The organism is Actinomadura rudentiformis (assembly GCF_008923185.1).
In the GTDB taxonomy this organism is placed as follows: domain Bacteria; phylum Actinomycetota; class Actinomycetes; order Streptosporangiales; family Streptosporangiaceae; genus Spirillospora; species Spirillospora rudentiformis.
The window spans coordinates 645,717-664,599 of the sequence record NZ_WBMT01000001.1 but is presented as its reverse complement, the minus strand read 5'-3'; the positions used below and the strand labels follow the sequence as shown (position 1 = coordinate 664,599).

Genomic DNA, 18,883 nt, shown 5'->3' with positions numbered 1-18,883 from the left:
GTTGGGGCATGCGCATCGACAGGCTCGACCACCTGGTGCTGACCGTCGCCGACCTGGACGCCACGATCGACTTCTACACCCGGGTGCTGGGCATGGAGGCGGTCTCGTTCGGCGACGGCCGCCACGCGCTCGCGTTCGGCCACAGCAAGATCAACCTGCACCGGGCCGGTCACGAGTTCGAACCGAAGGCCGACCGGGCCCTGCCGGGCACCGCCGACCTCTGCCTGATCGCCGCCACCCCGCTCGACCAGGTCGTCAAAGAGCTCACCGAGCACGGCGTGCCCATCGAGGAGGGGCCCGTCGAACGCACCGGCGCGACCGGCCCCATCCGCAGCGTCTACTTCCGCGACCCCGACCGCAACCTGATCGAGATCAGCAACTATCTCTGACCCTCTGCCACTAGGGGCAGACGCGGCCGTTGGCCTCGAAGGCGGCATGGGTGAGCGGCATGAGGGCCGCCCACTGCTCCTCCATCTTCTCGGCGACCATCTCGATCTCGCGCTGCGGGAACGAGGGGAACGCGGAGTCCTCGCGCTGGGTGCGCAGGGAGAGGAAATTCATGAGCGCGCGGGCGTTGCAGGTCGCGTACATCGAGGAGTAGAGGCCGACCGGCAGCACCGTGCGGGCGACCTCGCGCGCCACGCCGGCCTCCAGCATCTCCAGGTAGGCCCGGTAGGACTGCCGGTAGCTCTCCTTGGTGGCCTCGGTCACCAGCTTGTGCTGCTCAGGCGTGCCGTCCACGAAGACGTACTTCCCCGGCTTGCCCTCCTGGACGAGCTTGCGCTCGGGGCCGGGGACGTAGAAGACCGGGTCGAGCTTGCGGTAGCGGCCGGACTCCTCGTTGTAGGAGAACGTGCGGTGCCGCATGAACTCACGGAAGACGAAAATGGGGGCCTTCACGTAGAAGGTCATGGACGAGTGCTCGAACGGGGTGCCGTGCCGGTCGCGCATCAGGAAGTTGATCAGGCCCTTGGAACGCTCCGGGTCGGCCTCGATCTCCGCCAGCGAGCTCTCGCCCTTGGTGGACACGCGGGCCGCCCACAAGACGTCGGCGTCCGACGCCGCAGACTTGATCAGCTCGACGACCACGTCACTGCGAAACTCGATCTCGACCTTGTCGATCGCCACCGGGATCTCCCCCTCCTCGTTCGTTCACCGCCCCGGCAACCTTAGTCCCGCCCGCCGACAGGATCCCGCGAGGGCGCGACGTAATGTGCGTCTCAAGGTGACACTCGTGAATCCATCCAGCAGACTAGGGGCGTTCGCCTGTTGTGGAGGGATGAGGGTGGCCGTGTCTCAGCAGATCATCACGGTCCGCGGGCCCCACCGGCCGCGGCCGATCACGTTCATCGGGCCGCACGAGGACGCCGGGTGGCGGCTCAAGGTGTACGGGATCGCCTCCGAGGGCGGGCGGCCGCCGCAGGAGCTGACCGAGGCGGCGCTCAAGCTCGCGCCCGAGGTGTTCCCCTCCCCTGCCGTGCAGCACGATCGTTATGGGATCGGCTTTGTGGTCGTGCACCGGGCGGGCGACTTCTGCTTCGTGCTGTACGACTGGTGGGCCGGCGAGAACGAGATCCACCAGCGGCTCTACTCGGCGCCGCTGGACGATCCCACCGCGCTGGCCCCGCATCCGACGCCGGCGATCTTCTGCGTCTGGGAGGGCGCGGCGGTGGATCATGAGCGGCGGGCCTGGCTGCGGCACGTGCTGGCCAATCCCGGCGGGCCCGACGTCGAGGCCTACTTCGCGGACACGTTCGAAGGGGAGGTCTGATGGGCACGGAGTTGAAGGTTCTGGGGGCCTGCCCGCTGGACTGCCCCGACGGCTGCTCGTGGGTGGTGACGGTCAAGGACGGCAAGGCGGTCAGGCTGCGCGGCAACCCTGACCACCCGTACACCCGCGGCGCCCTGTGCACCAAGGTCAACCGGTGGCTGGAGCACGCCGAGGCCCCCGACCGGATCCTTCATCCGATGCGCCGGGTCGGCGCCAAGGGTGAGGGCAGGTTCGAGCGCATCAGCTGGGACGAGGCGCTCGACGAGATCGCGGCGCGGCTCGGCCGGGTCGTCGAGGAGCACGGCGGCGAGGCGATCTGGCCCTACTGGGGCACCGGGACGCTGGGCTTCATCCAGGGCCTGGGCGGTACCCCGGGCCGCCGGTTCTTCAACACGCTGGGCGCGTCCGGTCACGCCCCCAACATCTGCTCGTGGGCGGGCAGCGAAGGCCTGAAGCAGGCGATGGGCTCCTCGGCGGGCATGGACCCCGAGGACCTCGCCCACGCCAAGCTGATCATTCTGTGGGGCTCGAACCCGCTGACCAGCGGGCACCATGTCTGGAAGTTCATCCAGGAGGCCCGCCGGTCGGGCGCCCGTCTGGTCGCCATCGACCCGGTGCGCACCCGTACGGCCCAGCAGGCGGACGAGCACCTCGCGCCGCTGCCCGGCACCGACGGGGCGCTCGCCCTCGCCCTGCTCAACGTGATCGTCGGCCTCGGCGCCCAGGATGAGGACTTCCTCGCCCAGCACACGCTGGGCTGGGAGGAGTTCCGGGACAGGATCGCCGAGTTCCCGCCCGACCGCGCCGCCGAGATCACCGGCATTCCCGCGGAGTCGATCGTGGCTCTGGGCGAACGTGTCGCGCGGACCCGGCCGACCGCGATCCGCGCCACCATGGGCCTGCAGCGCAACGCGGGCGGCGGCATGACGCTGCGGACCATCGCGGGCATCGCGGCCGTGACCGGCGACTGGGCGCTGCGCGGCGGCGGGGTCAGCTACTCCACGTCCGGGCACGTCAAGCTCGACCAGGCCGCCGTGTTCCGCGACGATCTGCGGCCGGGCCCGGTGCGCACGCTCTCGATGAGCAGGCTGGGCGAGGGTCTCCTGGAGCGGGACGATCCGCCGGTCAAGGCGTTGTTCGTCATCGCCGCCAACCCGGTCGGCAGCACCCCGCACCAGAACAAGGTCCGCGAAGGGCTGGCCCGCGAGGACCTGTTCACCGTCGTGCTGGAGCAGTTCCCCACCGACACCGTCGACTACGCCGACATCGTGCTGCCCGCGACGATGCAGCACGAGCACAAGGACATGAACTCGGGCTATGGGCATCTCTACCTGGCGTGGAACGAGCCCGCCGTGGAGCCCGCGGGCGAGTGCCTGTCCGGCACCGAGACGTTCCGGCGGCTGGCGCACCGGATGGGCCTGGCCGAGCCGAGCCTGTACGACTCGGACGAGCAGATCGCCGAGCAGCTCCTGTCGTCCGGGCACCCGTGGCTGGACGGCATCACGCTGGACCGGCTCCGTAAGGAGGGCTTCGTCCGCCTCAACGTGCCGGAGCCGTTCCTGCCGTACGCGGAGGAGTTCCCCACGCCTTCGGGCCGCCTGGAGTTCCGGTCGCAGCGCGCGGCCGGCGGCGGCCACCCGGCGCTCCCCGACTACATCGCGCCGTTCGAGGTCGCGGACCCCGAACGGGCCCGCCGCTATCCCCTGGCGCTGGTCTCGGGCGCGTCCCACACGTTCCTCAACACGATCTTCGGCAACAACGCCGAGCTGCGCCGCCGGTCGGGCGGTCCGGCCGTCCAGCTCCACCCGGACGACGCGGCGGCGCGCGGGCTCACCACCGGCGACCGCGCCCGGATCGTCAACGAACGCGGCTCGTTCGAGGTGACCGTGGAGGTGACCGACCGGCTGCGCCCGGGGGTCGCGGGCACCACGAAGGGACACTGGGCCAAGTTCGGCGGCGGGTCGAACGCCAACGCGGTCGTCGACGAACGCGACACCGACCTGGGCGGCGGACCGGTCTTCCATGACACCCGCGTCGAAGTCGAACCCCTGGCCTGACCGGGGCCGGTACGGTGTGATCTCATGACATACCAGGCCGCCGACAACACAGGCGAGCTGCTCGACCGGGCGCGCAAGTACGAGCGGCAGGGGCGGTTCGAGGACGCCGCCGCGGCGTTCGCCGCCCTCGCCGGCACGATGGAGGCCGGCGGCGACTGGGTCTCGGCCGTCGCCGTGCGTGCCCGGGAGGCCCGTGCGCTCCAGGGCGCGGGCCGTACGGACGAGGCGCTGCAGGTGCTGGGCCGGGCGGACCAGGCCGCGGGCGGGCTTCCCGGCGACGCGGCCGAGGCGCGCGCCGTCCTCGACGGCCAGGCGGCCCACGTCCTGGCGGGCGCCGGCCGGACCGCCGAGGCGGCCCGGCGCGCCTGGGGCGCGATGTCGGGGTTCCGGGCCCTGCAGGACAACAAGCGCGCCGACCGGGCGGCGGTCCACGCCGCACGCCTGATCGTGGCCGACGCCGGAGCGCGCGACGCCGTCGGGCCCCTGCGGGACATGCTCGCCCAGATGCCGCCCGCCGGCGACGGCTACCAGCAGGTGGCCGCCATCCTCGCGGAGGCCGAACGGCGACCCGACCGCGACTACGACATCCTCGTCACCGACCACGAGGCCCCCACGTGGGGGCGGCTCACGGCCGCGCTCGCGGTGGGGGCGCACCTGGCCGTCGGCAACGGCGTCGCCTGGAACACCATCACCGGCACCGACCGCGACCCCGAGCACAACCGCACGCTGCTCTCCCACGACTGGGGCATCACCGACACCGCGAGCTGGCGCGAGCAGATGGACAGGCTCCTGGCGGCGGAGAACTGCGATCCGGCCATCCAGATCGTCCTGGATCGGCGCGCGGCCGGGATGACGGACCCGCTGGCCTGGCACTCGGCCATCGCGGGCTGGTGCCAGGAGAAGCAGGTCTCCGTGGAGACGACGGAGGAGCTCGTCCAGCTCGCCCGGCAGATCGCCCGGTACGAGGAACGGTTCCGGATCGACGGCCTGCTGCCGCCCGAGGGCCGCGTGGACAGCGTCTTCGGCTACGACTTCGGGCGTGCCGTCAACATGGCCCGCTGGGGGCTGAACGCGGGCTTCTGTGACACCGAGACCGCCGAGGACTGCGTGCTGCGCGCCGGCCACTACGCGTCCAAGGTCTATAAGTCCTGGGAGGACTACTCGGCCGGGTACATCCTCGGCCGCATGCTCCGCTTCGACGACGGTGAGCTCGGCGAGTGGTACGACCGTTCGCTCACCGGCCACCGGATCCTGGTCGAGGACCCCGGCAGCCCCTGGCGCAAGCTCGCCTGGGGCTGACCGGAGGCCGGACCGCGGGGTTCACGCGACGGCGTCGATCTCCTGGACGATCGCCTGCTTGCCCGGCCCGTCCAGCGACGAGGCGGCGACCGCGTTCCGGGCGAGATCGGCGAGCTGTGCCCGGCCGAAGCCGAAGACGTCGGCCGCCACCCGGTACTCGCCGGTGAGGGTGGTGTCGAACATCGGCGGGTCGTCGCTGTTGAGGGTGACGAACAGGCCCTCCTCCAGCAGCCGCGGCAGCGGGTGCGCGGCCATGTCGGGGACCTGCCCGGTGCAGACGTTGGACGTGGGGCAGACCTCCAGCGGGATCTGCGTCTCGCGCAGGTGGGCGACCAGGCGCGGGTCGTCCAGGCAGCGGATGCCATGGCCGATGCGTTCGGCGCCGAGGCCCTCGATGACCTCCCAGATCGTCTCGGGGCCGCTCATCTCGCCGCCGTGCGGGAGGCTGCGCAGCCCGGCGCCGCGCGCCGCGCGGAAGGCCTCGCGGATCTCGTCGCGGATCGCGGCCCGCATCTGCTCGATGCCGCCCAGGCCGAATCCGACGAGGGCCTCCGGCGGGTGCTCCAATGCGTGCCGGGCCGTCTGGCGGCAGCCTTCCGGCCCGAACTCGCCCGGGATGTCGAAGATGTAGGCGACCTGGATGCCGTAGAGGTCCCGCGCCTGCCGCACCGCCAGGTCCAGCGCCTCGGTGATGGCGGGCATCGGCATCCCCATGCGCTGGTGCGTGTAGGGGGTGACGGTCAGCTCGACGTACCGGACGTTCTGGGCCGCCAGGTCACGGGCGGTGCCGAGGACCAGCGTGGCGACGTCCTCGGGGGTGCGCACGAGGTTGGAGACCGCCTCGTACACCTTCGCGAAATGCGGAAAGTCGGTGAACCTGTAGAAACGCCGGAGCTCCTCCTCCCCGGTGGGGACGGGGCCGCCCGGGTGCCGCCGGGCCAGCTCCAGCACGGTCGGCACCGACGCCGACCCGACGAGGTGGACGTGCAGCTCGACCTTGGGCAGCGCGTCGATGAAGGAGTGCAGGGTCAGCCGGTCGTCCCCGGCGGTCGGAGCGGTCCCCGTGAGTGCGTGTTCCGTTGTCGCCATGTCGCGAGACGCTAACAAGGCCGGATGACCCTGCGACAGCCAAGAGGGCTATTTCTGCCACAAAGCTGTCAGATTTGGCGGATCACCTGGTCGGCGAGGGGCGGATTGAGCATGAGCCGCTCGGTTTCCGCCAGATAGGCGTCGGCAGCCGCGCGGGCGCGGTCCCGGTCGCCCGCGCACAGGGCCTCAACGAGTGGCGCGATCCGGTCGGCGGCGGCGGCCGGGTCGGCGAACGCGTACCGGAAGACGTCGCGGACCTCCATGTAGGCGTTGAGCAGCGCGTTGACCAGGAAGCCGTACACCCGGTTGCCGGTCGCGGAGGCGATCACGCGGTGGATCTCGCACTCGGTCAGTTGCGCCGACCCGGCGTCGGCGGCGGCGCGCAGCCGGTCGGCCAGCTCCATGAGCCGGTCGCGCTGCTCGGTGGTGATGTGCACGGCCGCCTTGGCCGCCACCTGCGCCCCGATCTCGCGCCGGACCTCGAAGATCTCGCCCATCCAGGACGGCCCGACGGTGCGGACGAGCAGGGGCAGCAGCTCCGGGCCGCCAAACCGCTCGTAGTCGCGGACGCGGGTGCCCACGCCGTGCTTGGTCTCCACGAGCCCGACTTGAACCAGCCGGACGATCGCGTGCTTGAGCGAGGTCCGGGTCACCTCGTACGCGGCGGCCAGCTCGCGTTCGGGCGGCAGGTAGGAGCCGGGCGGATAGCGTCCGCTCAGCACATCGTCGCGCAGCCGTTCGGTCAGCGCGTCGACGATGGTGTCACGGGCGATCGGCGAGGTCATGGGCGGCTCCGGACGCGGGCTGTGGATCATCCACTGAGCCACGCCAGCGTGGCAGCCCCCGCCGTGCTGCGTCAAGATGGGCCCATGCGCGCCGCCCGGTTGATCTCACTCGTCCTGCTCCTGCAGGCCCGCGGCACGATGACGGCCGGGCAGCTGGCCGAGGAGCTGGAGGTCTCCGAACGTACCGTCTACCGGGACGTCGAGGCGCTGTCGGCCGCGGGGGTGCCGGTCTACGCCGAGCAGGGCCGCAACGGCGGCTACCGGCTGGTGGGCGGCTACCGGACGCGGCTGACCGGGTTGAGCCGCGAGGAGGCCGAGGCCCTCTTCCTGTCGGGCCTGCCCGGGCCCGCCGGGGACATGGGACTGGCCGACGCGGTCGGAGCGGCGCAGCTCAAGGTGCTGGCGGCACTCCCCGCGCCGTTCCGTGACGCGTCCGCGCGCGCCGGGCAGCGCTTCCATCTGGACGCGCCCGGGTGGTTCGGCAACGCCGACCCGCCGCCGCTGCTGGCGCGGCTGGCGCAGGCGGTGTGGGGCGACGAGACCGTGGAGCTCCGCTACCGGAAGCAGGACGAGGTGACCCGCGTCGTCGAGCCGTACGGGCTCGTGCTCAAGAACGGGACCTGGTACCTGATCGGCCATGTCGGCGACGGCCACCGCACCTACCGGGTCGACCGGATCACCGCGGTCGAGCCGGTGGGCGAGATGTTCGACCGTGACGAGGGCTTCGACCTGTCCGGCTACTGGGCCGGACAGGCGGCCGCGTTCCTGCGGTCCATGCTCCGCGAGGAGATCACCGTCCGGCTGAGCCCGTTGGGGCTGCGGCGGCTCAGATACAACGTGGAGCCGTACGCCGCACAGCGGGCCGCCGAGGAGGCGGGCGAACCCGACGAGCAGGGCTGGGTCACCACCCGCCTGCCCGTCGAGTCGCCAGACGTCGCGTACACCGAACTGCTGCGTCTCGGCCCGGAGATCGAGATCCTGGAGCCGGTGGAGCTGCGGGACCGCATGCGCGAGACCGCCGCCCGGCTCGCCGCCCTTTACCGACAGCCGCTCTACCGGTAGCCGGTCGTGTCGGCGGGCTTCCCCGCGTTCGCGACCTCGGCGATGTAGCGCCAGGCGTCCGGCCGGCTGCCGTCGATGTCGGTGAAGCCGTACACCTGCGCCAGCCCGCCGCTGGACAGCGACTGCCCGCTCCACCGGTGCCGGTCCGGATCGGCCGCGAGCGCAGCGATGGCACGCCCCACGAACGCGGGCGATTCGGAGATGGCGAAATGCGGGCTCTTCTTCGCGCCGTCGAGCCAGTCGTCCTCGGTGACGCCGAAGGTCTCCAGCATGGATTCGGAACGGATCCAGCCGGGCGTGACCGAGACGGCGGTGCATCCGTGCGGTTCGAGCTCGGCGGCCTGCCCGAGCCCCATCCGGATCACCGTCCATTTGGCGAGGTCGTAGAAGTAGCCCGACTCCTTGCGATATTCGGCGTTGGTCTCGGCGGTGCCGTCGGTGACCTCCACGACCAGCCCGCCGGGGTTCCTGATCAGCAGCGGCAGCGCGCGGTGGCTGGTGATGACGTGCGTCTCGATCGCCAGCTTGAGCAGCCGCAGCCCGTTCTCCAGGGAGTGCTCCCACAGGGCGCTGCCGAACTCGAAGAGATGGTCGGCGCCCCAGACGTCGTTGACGAGGACGTCGAGACGGCCCTGCTCCTCGTCGATCCGCCGGACGAGCCGGTCGACCTGGTCGATCTCCAGATGGTCGACCTGGACCGCGATGCCCGTCCCGCCGGCGGCGGTGACGAGCTCCGCGGTCTCCTCGATGGTCTCCGGCCGGTTCATCTCCGACCGGCTCTCGCGGGTCGTGCGACCCGTCACGTACACGGTCGCCCCCGCGGCGCCCAGCTCGACGGCGATGCCACGGCCCGCACCGCGGGTGGCCCCCGCCACCAGTGCGATCTTTCCTGCCAGCGCTCTTTCACTCATGGGAACGAGGCTGGCAGGAATACCTGTCAGGTCCGGTCAGGGATTGAAGATGCTCACCCCGCCGGGGCCGACGAGGAAGCCGAGGACGATGAGGATGATCCCGAACAGCAGTTCGCGCCGGGCGATGATGACGTAGATGCCTGCGATGATCATGATCACCGCTATGAGCCAGAGTAGTGTCAACATGGCGGCGGGGTCCCCGCGCGGGGACCCCGCAAACCGGCCTGCATTTCCGGTCACACCCTAATTCCGGCAGAGGCCCTACTTTTGTGCAGACCCCTACTTCTTGCAGAGTTCCAGCACATTGGCCACGATGCGATGGCCGGACCGCCCCGCTGCGGTGAGGATCGACTCGGGGTGGAACTGCACCGCCCAGCGTTTGCGTCCAGGATCCTCGATCGCCATCACCACGTCCCCGATATGGGCCGTGATCTGGAAGCCCTTCACCTGCTCGGGCTTGGCGTGCAGGGAGTGGTAGCGGGCGGCGGTGAACTCCTCCGGCAGCCCGCCGAGGATCGCTCCGCCGGTCACCCGCACCTGTCCCGGCTTGCCGTGGGCGGGCTCGGGCAGCAGCGACAGCTCGCCGCCCGCGTGCTCGACCATCGCCTGCAGGCCGAGGCAGACGCCGAAGACCGGCAGGTCGCGCGCGTCCAGGGCGTCGAGCAGGCTCGCCGTGTCGAAGTCCTCCGGCCGGCCCGGGCCGGGTGACAGCACGACCAGGTCGGGGGCGTGCTCGTCCAGCATCCGGACCGGGAACCCGTGCCGCAGGGTGACCACGTCGGCGCCCTTCTGGCGGAAGTAGTCGGCGAGGGTGTTGACGAACGAGTCCTCGTGGTCGACCAGCAGCACCTTCACGCCGTCGCCGGGCCTTTCCGCCGCCTCGGTCTCGTGTTCACCGGGCGCGTCCTGGCCGTGTTCGAGCGCGCGCAGCAGGGCGCTGGCCTTGAGGTGCGTCTCGCGCTCCTCCTCGTCCGGGTCGGAGTCGTACAGCAGGGTGGCCCCGGCGCGGACGGTCGCGACGCCGTCGCGGATCTGGGCGGTACGGAGCGTGAGGCCGGTGTTCATCGAGCCGTCGAAGCCGACGAACCCGACCGCCCCGCCGTACCAGCGCCGCGGCGACTCCTCGTGGTCCTCGATGAACTGCATCGCCCAGGTCTTGGGCGCGCCGGTGACGGTGACCGCCCACATGTGGGTCAGGAACGCGTCGAGGGCGTCGAAGCCGGGACGCAGCCGCCCCTCGATGTGGTCGACGGTGTGGATCAGGCGCGAGTAGAGCTCGATCTGCCTGCGGCCCAGCACCTTGATGCTGCCCGGCACGCAGATCCGCGACTTGTCGTTGCGGTCGACGTCGGTGCACATCGTCAGCTCGGACTCGTCCTTGAGCGAGGTCAGGATGGTCCGGATCTGCTCGGCGTCCTCCAGCGCGTCCGCGCCGCGCCGGATCGTGCCCGCGATGGGACACGTCTCCACCCGGTCTCCGCTGACGCGGACGAACATCTCCGGGGAGGCGCCGACGAGGTACTCGCCGTCGCCGAGGTTGAACAGGAACTCGTACGGCGCGGGGTTGGTCTCGCGCAGCCGCTCGAAGAACGCCGAGGGTGAGTCGCACCGCCCGTACATCGCGTGGCCGGGGGTCACCTCGAACAGGTCACCGCGGATGAACTTGTCCTTCGCCTCCCGCACCATCTGCGCGTAGACGCCCGGCACCGGCTGGGGCGGCAGCTCGGCGGCGACCACCGTCGGGGTCGGCTCGGTCTCGCGCGGCAGCCCGGCGGTGCTCGCGTCGCCGACCGTGAAGTCGTACGACATGCGGTGCGAGACCTCCAGCTTGCGGTCGACGACCACCATCTCGTCGGCGAGGTGCAGCACCAGGTCACGCTGGTCGGCGGGCCGCTCCAGACTGAGCCGGAGCGGCTCGAACTGCAGCGAGAGGTCGTAGCCGAACGCCCCGTACAGCCCGAGATGCGGGTCGTCGCACCGGAACAGGTCGACGATCGCGCGGATCGCGGTGAAGACGGTGGGCTGCCGGCTGCGTTCCTCCTCGGTGAAGAACTCCTCGGTCGGCGGGATGAAGACCTCGAACCGGTCCCGCTCGTCGGCCCGGACCTCCCCGGTGCCGCGCAGGACGCCCGCGAGCGCCGGGAGCACCACCTCGCCGCGGCCGTTGAGCGCCCGCGCCGTCAGCACCCGGCCCCGCGCGACGATCTCCAGGCAGGGATCGAGGTAGGCCATGTGCCAGCGGCTGTAGCGGCCGGGGTACTCCATGCCGGAGCTGAGCACGCCGCCGCGCCGCTCCCCCACGGCCGCGACGAGGGCGTTGAGCACGTCGGATTTGCGCTCGGGATCGACCGGTGTCGCCGTACGGGTGACCCGTACGCCCCCGGCTGTCACGAACCCGCTGGTCTGCGGTTGATATCGGTCGTTCTCCACCGCGGTGGCCCCTCGTCGTCAGGCCCTGCACACCGGCGGAAACGGAAAACGACCGCCGGGTGAGGGCGGTCGCCTGGAAGTTCGAGCAAGCACGAATCTGGCTCCGCCTCAGCGGCGCCACCACCACTGGTGGGTCCCGATTCGCATGCGGCGAGCTTACCGGGTCCGCGCCCGGGGGTCGAGCGGCCCGGCCGTCCCCGGCGTGCCGCCGGCCGGCCTGCCAGGGTTCTCAATTCCGGCCGGGCTTGCCATGATGGATGCAAGGGACCACTTACGGCACGGGAGCTCCCACTCATGACCGGCGACAACACCGAGTTCGAACTGCGCGGAGTCAACCACGTGGCGCTCGTCTGCAGCGACATGAAGCGCACGGTCGACTTCTACTCCGGCGTCCTCGGCATGCCGCTGATCAAGACGATCGAGCTCCCGATGGGCTGGGGCCAGCACTTCTTCTTCGACTGCGGCGGCGGCAACGCGCTGGCGTTCTTCTGGTTCCCCGACGCCCCCGACCCCGTGCCCGGCGTGTCGGCGCCCAAGACCCTCCCCGACCGCGGGGAGCTGCTGTCGGCGGTCGGCTCGATGAACCACATCGCCTTCGACGTGCCGCCGGAGAAGATCGAGGAGTACCGCGACAAGCTCGTGGCCAAGGGGATCGACGTCGGCGTACTGCTCAACCACGACGACAGCGAGTTCGGCGTCGCCAAGGACGTACACGAAGGGGTCTTCGTGCGGTCGATCTACTTCAAGGACCCCGACGGGGTCCTGGTGGAGTTCGCCTGCTGGCTCCGCGAGCTGGACCGGCCCGAGGACGTCCGGCACGAGCCGAAGACGGCGGCGGACCGGACCGTCTGAACCGGATCACCCGAAACGGGATCCGGATCCTGATGTGTTGGACCGATCCACCCAACTCGTACCGTGTCCGATATCTGCCTGTGACCAGGGAGAAGGTAGGCTCCGCCCGACTCACCCCTGAGCGTGACCTGTCTCACAATGTGGACAGGTCGTGTATGAGCACGGTACGAGGAGGATCCCTTGGCCTCGCAAGAACCGCCGGAGACGCGGCGGACCGACCGCAGCCACTGGAACTGGCTGCTGCTGGTCCCCATCGTCATCCCCCTGCTGACGCTGCTGTTCAACAAGGAGGAGCCCCGGCTGGCCGGCTTCCCCGCCTTCTACTGGATGCAGCTCGCCTTCATCCCCCTGGGCGTGGTCACCACGCTGATCGTCTACCGGATGACCAAGCGGAAGGAGGACTGACCGATGAAGGACCACCTCACCGAGTTGATCATTTTCGGCTTCCTCTTCCTGCTCGTCAGCGGTATGGGCTTCGTGGCGGCGCGCTGGCGGCGGCCGGCCACGATGGACAGCCTGGACGAGTGGGGCCTGGGCGGCCGCAACTTCGGCTCCTGGATCAGCTGGTTCCTGATCGGCGGTGACCTCTACACCGCCTACACCTTCGTCGCGGTTCCGGCGCTGGTGTTCGGCGCGGGCGCCATGGGCTTCTACGCCGTGCCGTACACGATCGTCGTGTACCCCCTGGTCTTCCTCGTGCTGATCCGGCTCTGGTCGGTGTCGCACGTGCACGGCTTCGTGACCCCGGCCGACTTCGTGCGGGCCCGGTTCGGCTCCCCCACGCTGGCGCTGCTGGTGGCGATCACCGGCATCGTCGCGACGATGCCCTACATCGCGCTGCAGCTGATCGGCATCGAGGCCGTTCTCAAGGCGATGGGCGTGACCGGCCATCTGCCGATCATCATCGCGTTCGCGATCCTGGCCGCCTACACCTACCAGTCCGGGTTGCGGGCGCCCGCGCTCATCGCGTTCGTCAAGGACGTGCTGATCTACCTGGTGATCATCGTCGCGGTGCTCTACATCCCGAGCAAGCTCGGCGGCTGGGGCGACATCTTCGACGCGGCCGAGAAGAAGTTCGCCGCGACCCCCAACCCCGGCGACGGCACCCTGCTGAACGGCGCCAACCAGCTCAACTACGCCATGCTCGCCTTCGGCTCAGCGCTGGCGCTGTTCCTCTACCCGCACAGCATCACCGGGGTGCTGGCCAGCAAGGACCGCAACGTCATCAAGCGGAACATGGCGGCGCTGCCCGCCTACAGCCTCGTGCTCGGCCTGATCGCGCTGCTGGGCTTCATGGCCATCGCCGCCGGGACCAAGCCGATCGGCACCGACAGCAACACCGTGGTGCCGGTGCTCTTCGACCAGATGTTCCCGAGCTGGTTCACCGGGGTGGCGTACGCCGCGATCGGCATCGGCGCGCTGGTCCCCGCCGCGATCATGTCGATCGCCGCGGCCAACCTGTTCACGCGGAACATCTACAAGGAGTACATCCGCAAGGACGCGACCGAGAAGCAGGAGGCCACGGTCAGCAAGCTGGTCTCGCTGGTCGTCAAGGTCGGCGCGGTCGCGTGCATCCTGCTGCTGGACCCGCAGTTCTCCATCGACCTGCAGCTCATCGGCGGCGTGATCATCCTGCAGACGCTGCCGGCGGTGGCGCTCGGCCTGATGACCCGCTGGTTCCACCGTGGCGCGCTGATCGCGGGCTGGGCGGCCGGCCTGGCGTGGGGCATGTGGCTGCTGTACGAGATCCCGAACCCGCTCAAGGGCAAGAAGCACTTCGGCGGCTCGGCCTACAACCTGAGCGAGCTGGGCTTCGACACCAAGATGACGATCTACGTCGGCGTCCTGGCCCTGGCGCTCAACCTGCTCGTGGCCATCCTCGGCACGCTGATCCTCAAGGCCGCCAAGGTCAAGGACGGCGACGACGCCACCAAGTCGGACGACTACGTCGCCGACGCGGGCGACCCGAAGGTCAAGGAGCTGGAGCTCACCGGCTCCACCTGATCCCGGGCGTGATCCCCTGAGCCCGGGCGCCCCCTACGCGGGGGCGCCCGGGCTCAGCTTCTGTACGAGGGGTTGGCCACCGCGAGCTTGTCGCGCGTGGCGTCGAGGAGTGCGGATTTGAGCTCCTCGTACCGGCCGTCCAGCCACCCTTCCCGGATCGCGGCGGCGAGCTCCGCGTCGTCTGCGAATCCCAGCTCGGCGAGCCGCGCGGCATGGGCCTGATCCTGTGCCGCGCCGAGATCCAGTTCTCTCTCGACCATCCCGAGAACGTTGACGGCGACCAGGCCGTGGAAGCGCGTCCGGCCCTCCAGCGAGCCCAGCACGTCGCGTTCGAGGAACTCCCGGACGGCGGCGACGAGCTCGGCGGCGGTCGGGGCGTCGTGGGGCTGGGCCATCGCGCATCTCCTCGATCCAGGACAGAATGCGATTCTAGACCCGAGGAGGGATCATGAGCTTTGAGGTGCCCGCGTCCGTCCGGCCGATCCGCGACGCCGTCCACGCCTTCATGACCGAACGGGTCGAGCCCGCCGAGCCGGTGTTGCAAAGCGGCGGGGAGGAGGCCGCCGAGACCCTCGCCGATCTCCAGCGGCAGGTCAAGTCCGAGGGGTTGTGGGCGCTCGGCCATCCGAAGGAGCTCGGCGGCGGGGGACTTCCGTTCCTCGACTACGTGTACGTCAACGAGGTGCAGGGACGGAGTGAGTTCGGCCAGCTCGCGCTCGGCACCTACACGCTCCAGGACTCGCTGATGCTCCACCGGTACGCGAGCGAGCCGCAGCGCGACCGGTTCCTCAAGCCGCTGGTGCAGGCGGAGATCAACCCGAGCTTCGCGATGACCGAGCCCGGGATCTCCAGCTCCGATCCGACGCAGCTCACCACCACCGCCACCCTGGAGGGGGACGAGTGGGTGATCCGGGGCCGCAAGTGGTTCACCACGCTCGCGAGCCGCGCCGCGTACACGACGGTCATGTGCCGGACCGAGCCCGAGGGCACCTCTCCCTACCTGTCGTTCAGCATGATCCTCGTGCCGACCGACACCCCCGGTTACACGATCGTGCGCGACACCCCGGTGCTCGGCCTGGACGGCGCCCACTGCGAGGTGCTGTACGACGAGGTGCGGGTGCCGAAGGACAACCTGCTGGGGCCGCGCGGGCACGGCTTCGTCATCGCCCAGGAACGCCTCGGGCCCGGCCGGATCTTCCACTGCATGCGTTTCCTGGGGCAGGCGCAGCGCGCGTTCGACCTCATGTGCGCGCGGCTGCACGAGCGCACCGCCTTCGGCGAGCCGCTCGCCAAGAAGCAGCTCATGCAGCAGCACGTGTTCGACTCGTACACCGAGATCCAGTCGTCGCGGCTGCTCACCCTGCACGCCGCCCACAAGATCGACGAGGGCGACCAGGCACGCGTGGAGATCGGGGTCATCAAGGTGGCCGCGGCGCGCATGCTGCACAACGTCATCGACCGCGCCATCCAGGTGTACGGGGCGCAGGGGCTGACCCCCGACACGCCGCTCGACCACATGTACCGGCACGCCCGCGCCGGGCGCATCTTCGACGGCCCGGACGAGGTCCACGTGACCACGACCGCGCGGCGGATCCTCAAGGAGTACAAGGAAGGCCGCAACTGGGAGTTCGGCCTGCGCTGAGCGCCGTCAAGATCTCCCTGATGACCGGCTCCGGCCAGCCCTCCGGCCTGCGCTTTTCCGGGTGGCCGGATCAGGCGCTGGGCCCACGGCAAATAGATAGGTTACTTTCCTATTCGATTCATGCCGCTGAGATCGACGCCGATTCCAGGAGAGCGGTTCACGCTGCCATGAAGACCCCCAACAGATCCGCAGCCGCCGCCACGGCCGTCGCCGCGCTCGCCGCGACGTTCACCGTGGCCTCCACCCCCCTCGCCGCGTCCGCGGCCTGCGCCCCGGACGCCCGCGACCTGCTGATGACCTACCAGCCGGCCGACCACACCGTCACCGACGCCAGCTACTTCCCGGCGCGGCTGACCCTCGCCAACGGCGACCGCCGGTGCGCGCTCGCCGGTGGATGGACGATGTACTTCAGCTCCGTCCGCCAGCCCGCCGCCGTCCTCACCGGCGCCGCGGGCGACATCGCGCGCAAGCAGCTCGCCGACCAGGGACTGTCCGTCGCCCGTGCGGACAGGGCCCAGAGCGGCGACTTCTACGCGCTCAAGCCGACGGCCACGTTCAGGCCGGTGGCGCCCGGCGAACGCCGCACGATCGACATGAACATCGAGCTCTGGGCGACCCACAAAACGGACGGGCCCGCCGGATGGAGCATCGCGTACGGCGACGGAAAGCCCCGGTGGGTGCCGTCCAAGACCCTGCTCGACCCGGCCGACCCGAAGCAGACCAAGGCCTTCTCCGGCGACGTGCGCCCGGTGCAGTCCGCGGCCACCCGGTTCGCCGAGAACACCTCCGGCAAACGGCAGTTGACGCTCCAGCAACGGATCCTGCCGCAGCCGCTGTCGGCGACCGCCACCGGCGGCACCGTGCGAATCGGCGGTTCCTCGCCCATCAACGCCGCGGCTGCGCTGCGCGGTGAGGCGGGATACCTGAGGTCGGCGCTGCGCGACGTGGCCAAGGGCGGCGGCGCGCCCATCTCGCTGCGCCTCGACCCGAAGCTGGACGTCGACCGCGACGGCAAGGCCGACGCCGAGGGCTACATCCTCACCGGCTCCGGCAGGGGCGTGGAGATCGTCGGCACCGATCGCGCCGGCGTGCTCTACGGCATCCAGACCCTGCGGCAGCTGATCCCCGCCACCGCGTACCAGGTCGCCGGCACGGGCACCGTCGCCGTGCCGCGGGCGACGGTCGCCGACGCGCCGCTGTTCGGCTACCGCGGCCTGCACATCGACGTGGCCAGGCACTTCGAGACCAAGGAGACCGTCAAGAAGTTCCTGGACCTGATGGCCTTCACCAAGATGAACCGGCTGCACTTCGGCGTGACCAACGACGAGGGCTGGCGGGTGGAGATCCCAGGGCTGCCCGAGCTCACCGGCTTCGGCTCAAAGCGGGCGCTTGACCTGCCCGAGAAGAACGCGCTGCACCAGGGATTCGGCTCGGTGAACGACCTCGGCCGCGGTGACGGCATCGCCGGCAAGCCCGGCGACGAGAAGGAGGCCAACCTCGGCCGTACCCCCGCCTACCAGGGCTTCGAGCAGTCGATGTCCAACTTCGTCGGCAAGGGCAGCGGCCACTACTCGGTGCGGGACTTCAAGGAGATCCTCGCCTACGCCACCGAGCGTCACATCGAGGTCGTGCCCGAGTTCAACTTCCCGGCGCACGCCCGCGCGGCCGTGCAGTCGATGGAGCGGCGCTACCAGCGCACCAAGGACGACACCTACCGCCTGCTCGACCCGGCGGACACCTCGCAGCACGTCAGCGTGCAGTACTACAACGACAACCTCGTCAACCCGTGCATCCCGAGCACCTACGCGTTCCTCACCAAGGTCGTGACCGAGGTCGGGAAGATGTACGCGGACGCCAAGGCCCCGCTCAACCGGTTCCACCTCGGTGGCGACGAGCCGCCCGGGCCGCCCCCCGGCTGGTGGTCGGGCTCGCCCGCCTGCCAGAAGAACCCCGAGACGGCGGGCAAGAGCGGCGAGCAGCTCGCGGACCTGTTCTTCACCAAGTGGAACGGCATCGCGCAGAAGGTCGCCAAGACCACGGCGGGCTGGGAGGACGTCACCGACCCGACCCGCGACCTGCGGCTCAAGAACTTCGCGCCGCTCCCCTGGCAGAACGTCTGGGGCTGGGGCCGTGAGGACTGGGCCTACAGGTTCGCCAACGAGGGCACGCCGGTGATCCTCGCGCACGCGACGAACCTCTACATGGACCTGGCCTACAACAAGGACCCGGACGAGCCCGGCTACTACTGGGCCGCCTATGTGGACGAGAAGAGCACGTTCACCTACCAGCCGTTCAACGTGTACGCGAACGCCACCGAGACGCGCTGGGGCGGCCCGTTCACTCCCGACCCGAACTGGGTGAAGCTCACCGAGGCCGGCAAGAAGAACATCCTCGGGCTCGAAGCCCAGCTGTGGGCCGAGAACGGCAAGACCCCCGACATCCGCGAGTACCAGGCGTACCCCAAGCTCCTCGGCGTGGCCGAGCGGGCCTGGAACCGCAGGACCCCCGGCACCGCCGAGATGCTCGCCGCGTGGGACGTCTTCAACAACACGCTCGGGCAGGCGACCTTCCCGCTGCTGTCGTTCTACAAGCCGGTCGGGCTGCGCGGCAAGGGTGTGAACTACCGCATCCCGCTGCCCGGCGCGAAGATCTCCGGCGGCATGCTCACCGCCAACGTCCGCAACCCCGGGCTGGCGATCGAGTACTCCACCGACGGCGTGCGCTGGCGGCCGTACACCGGCCCGGTCCGGGTCGGGCCGACCGCGCTGACCCGGACACGGAGCGCCGACGGCCGGACGAGCCGCATCTCGCCGGTGGGCGTGGCCGCCTGGCAGAGCGGCACCACCTACCAGGCGGGCGCGCTGGTGACCCACCAGGGAGAGATCTTCACGGCGAAGGGCACCAGCACCGGACAGGCACCGGACCTCTCGCCCCGGTCATGGCACCTCCTCCAATGATCCAGTGACCGGATAGAGAGAAGA

General features: G+C 70.2%; 17 protein-coding genes. 10 read left to right on the top strand and 7 right to left on the bottom strand.

Features of this window, described 5'->3' with window-relative positions:
* The first annotated feature begins 8 nt into the window (after positions 1-8).
* Positions 9-389 (top strand): VOC family protein, encoded by a 381-nt coding sequence (locus F8566_RS03175; RefSeq protein ID WP_151557694.1) that lies wholly within the window; start codon positions 9-11, stop codon positions 387-389.
* 10 nt (positions 390-399) lie between these two features.
* Here F8566_RS03175 and thyX read toward each other — a convergent pair whose 3' ends face one another.
* A complete protein-coding gene (gene thyX / locus F8566_RS03170) occupies positions 400-1,128 on the bottom strand; it encodes an FAD-dependent thymidylate synthase (protein WP_225992812.1) in 729 nt (242 codons plus the stop codon).
* A gap of 163 nt (positions 1,129-1,291) precedes the next feature.
* Between thyX and F8566_RS03165 the strand changes: the two genes are divergently transcribed.
* From F8566_RS03165 to F8566_RS03155, 3 genes are read left to right on the top strand one after another with little or no spacing between them, the layout of a single operon-like run.
* Complete coding sequence (locus tag F8566_RS03165) at positions 1,292-1,771, top strand: hypothetical protein (RefSeq protein WP_151557692.1); 480 nt, start codon at positions 1,292-1,294, stop codon at positions 1,769-1,771.
* Positions 1,771-3,828, top strand: coding sequence for a molybdopterin-containing oxidoreductase family protein (locus F8566_RS03160; RefSeq protein ID WP_151557690.1), 2,058 nt, complete (start codon positions 1,771-1,773; stop codon positions 3,826-3,828). The genes F8566_RS03165 and F8566_RS03160 overlap by 1 nt, the downstream gene beginning before the upstream one ends.
* Positions 3,829-3,852: 24 nt before the next feature.
* Complete coding sequence (locus F8566_RS03155) at positions 3,853-5,127, top strand: DUF1266 domain-containing protein (RefSeq protein WP_151557688.1); 1,275 nt, start codon at positions 3,853-3,855, stop codon at positions 5,125-5,127.
* A gap of 21 nt (positions 5,128-5,148) precedes the next feature.
* Here the strand turns inward: F8566_RS03155 and add are convergent, their stop codons facing one another.
* Together add and F8566_RS03145 are read right to left on the bottom strand one after the other, a co-directional pair.
* Positions 5,149-6,216 carry an adenosine deaminase gene (add, locus tag F8566_RS03150; protein WP_151557686.1) on the bottom strand — a complete coding sequence of 356 codons (1,068 nt, stop codon included), beginning with the start codon at positions 6,214-6,216 and terminating at the stop codon, positions 5,149-5,151.
* 68 nt (positions 6,217-6,284) lie between these two features.
* On the bottom strand, positions 6,285-7,001 hold the full coding sequence (locus tag F8566_RS03145; protein ID WP_151557684.1) for a FadR/GntR family transcriptional regulator: 717 nt from the start codon (positions 6,999-7,001) through the stop codon (positions 6,285-6,287).
* 84 nt (positions 7,002-7,085) lie between these two features.
* On the opposite strand from F8566_RS03145, the gene F8566_RS03140 reads away from it, so the two are divergent.
* Positions 7,086-8,063 (top strand): helix-turn-helix transcriptional regulator, encoded by a 978-nt coding sequence (locus tag F8566_RS03140; protein WP_151557682.1) that lies wholly within the window; start codon positions 7,086-7,088, stop codon positions 8,061-8,063.
* On the opposite strand, the gene F8566_RS03135 is transcribed toward F8566_RS03140, so the two are convergent.
* The 3 genes from F8566_RS03135 to F8566_RS03130 all read right to left on the bottom strand — a co-directional run bounded on the left by F8566_RS03135 (position 8,054) and on the right by F8566_RS03130 (position 11,404).
* Complete coding sequence (locus F8566_RS03135) at positions 8,054-8,974, bottom strand: SDR family oxidoreductase (protein WP_151557680.1); 921 nt, start codon at positions 8,972-8,974, stop codon at positions 8,054-8,056. The two genes, F8566_RS03140 and F8566_RS03135, sit on opposite strands and share 10 nt — an antisense overlap.
* Positions 8,975-9,010: 36 nt before the next feature.
* Complete coding sequence (locus F8566_RS49630; protein WP_192809483.1) at positions 9,011-9,160, bottom strand: GPGG-motif small membrane protein; 150 nt, start codon at positions 9,158-9,160, stop codon at positions 9,011-9,013.
* A 93-nt stretch (positions 9,161-9,253) separates the two neighbouring features.
* On the bottom strand, positions 9,254-11,404 hold the full coding sequence (locus F8566_RS03130; RefSeq protein WP_151557678.1) for an anthranilate synthase component I: 2,151 nt from the start codon (positions 11,402-11,404) through the stop codon (positions 9,254-9,256).
* Positions 11,405-11,698: 294 nt separating this feature from the next.
* On the opposite strand from F8566_RS03130, the gene F8566_RS03125 reads away from it, so the two are divergent.
* The 3 genes from F8566_RS03125 to mctP all read left to right on the top strand — a co-directional run bounded on the left by F8566_RS03125 (position 11,699) and on the right by mctP (position 14,260).
* The gene (locus tag F8566_RS03125; RefSeq protein ID WP_151557676.1) at positions 11,699-12,256 is read left to right on the top strand and encodes a VOC family protein; all 558 of its coding nucleotides are present in this window, start codon (positions 11,699-11,701) and stop codon (positions 12,254-12,256) included.
* A 180-nt stretch (positions 12,257-12,436) separates the two neighbouring features.
* Complete coding sequence (locus tag F8566_RS03120; RefSeq protein WP_151557675.1) at positions 12,437-12,661, top strand: DUF3311 domain-containing protein; 225 nt, start codon at positions 12,437-12,439, stop codon at positions 12,659-12,661.
* A gap of 3 nt (positions 12,662-12,664) precedes the next feature.
* Positions 12,665-14,260, top strand: coding sequence for a monocarboxylate uptake permease MctP (mctP, locus tag F8566_RS03115; protein WP_151557673.1), 1,596 nt, complete (start codon positions 12,665-12,667; stop codon positions 14,258-14,260).
* A gap of 53 nt (positions 14,261-14,313) precedes the next feature.
* On the opposite strand, the gene F8566_RS03110 is transcribed toward mctP, so the two are convergent.
* Positions 14,314-14,655, bottom strand: a complete 342-nt coding sequence (locus F8566_RS03110) for a DUF6285 domain-containing protein (protein WP_151557671.1) — start codon at positions 14,653-14,655, stop codon at positions 14,314-14,316.
* 53 nt (positions 14,656-14,708) lie between these two features.
* Between F8566_RS03110 and F8566_RS03105 the strand changes: the two genes are divergently transcribed.
* Together F8566_RS03105 and F8566_RS03100 are read left to right on the top strand one after the other, a co-directional pair.
* Positions 14,709-15,902: an acyl-CoA dehydrogenase family protein gene (locus F8566_RS03105; RefSeq protein ID WP_151557669.1), complete on the top strand. Its 1,194-nt coding sequence runs from the start codon at positions 14,709-14,711 to the stop codon at positions 15,900-15,902.
* 167 nt (positions 15,903-16,069) lie between these two features.
* The gene (locus F8566_RS03100) at positions 16,070-18,859 is read left to right on the top strand and encodes a family 20 glycosylhydrolase (protein ID WP_151557667.1); all 2,790 of its coding nucleotides are present in this window, start codon (positions 16,070-16,072) and stop codon (positions 18,857-18,859) included.
* The last annotated feature ends 24 nt before the right edge of the window (positions 18,860-18,883 follow it).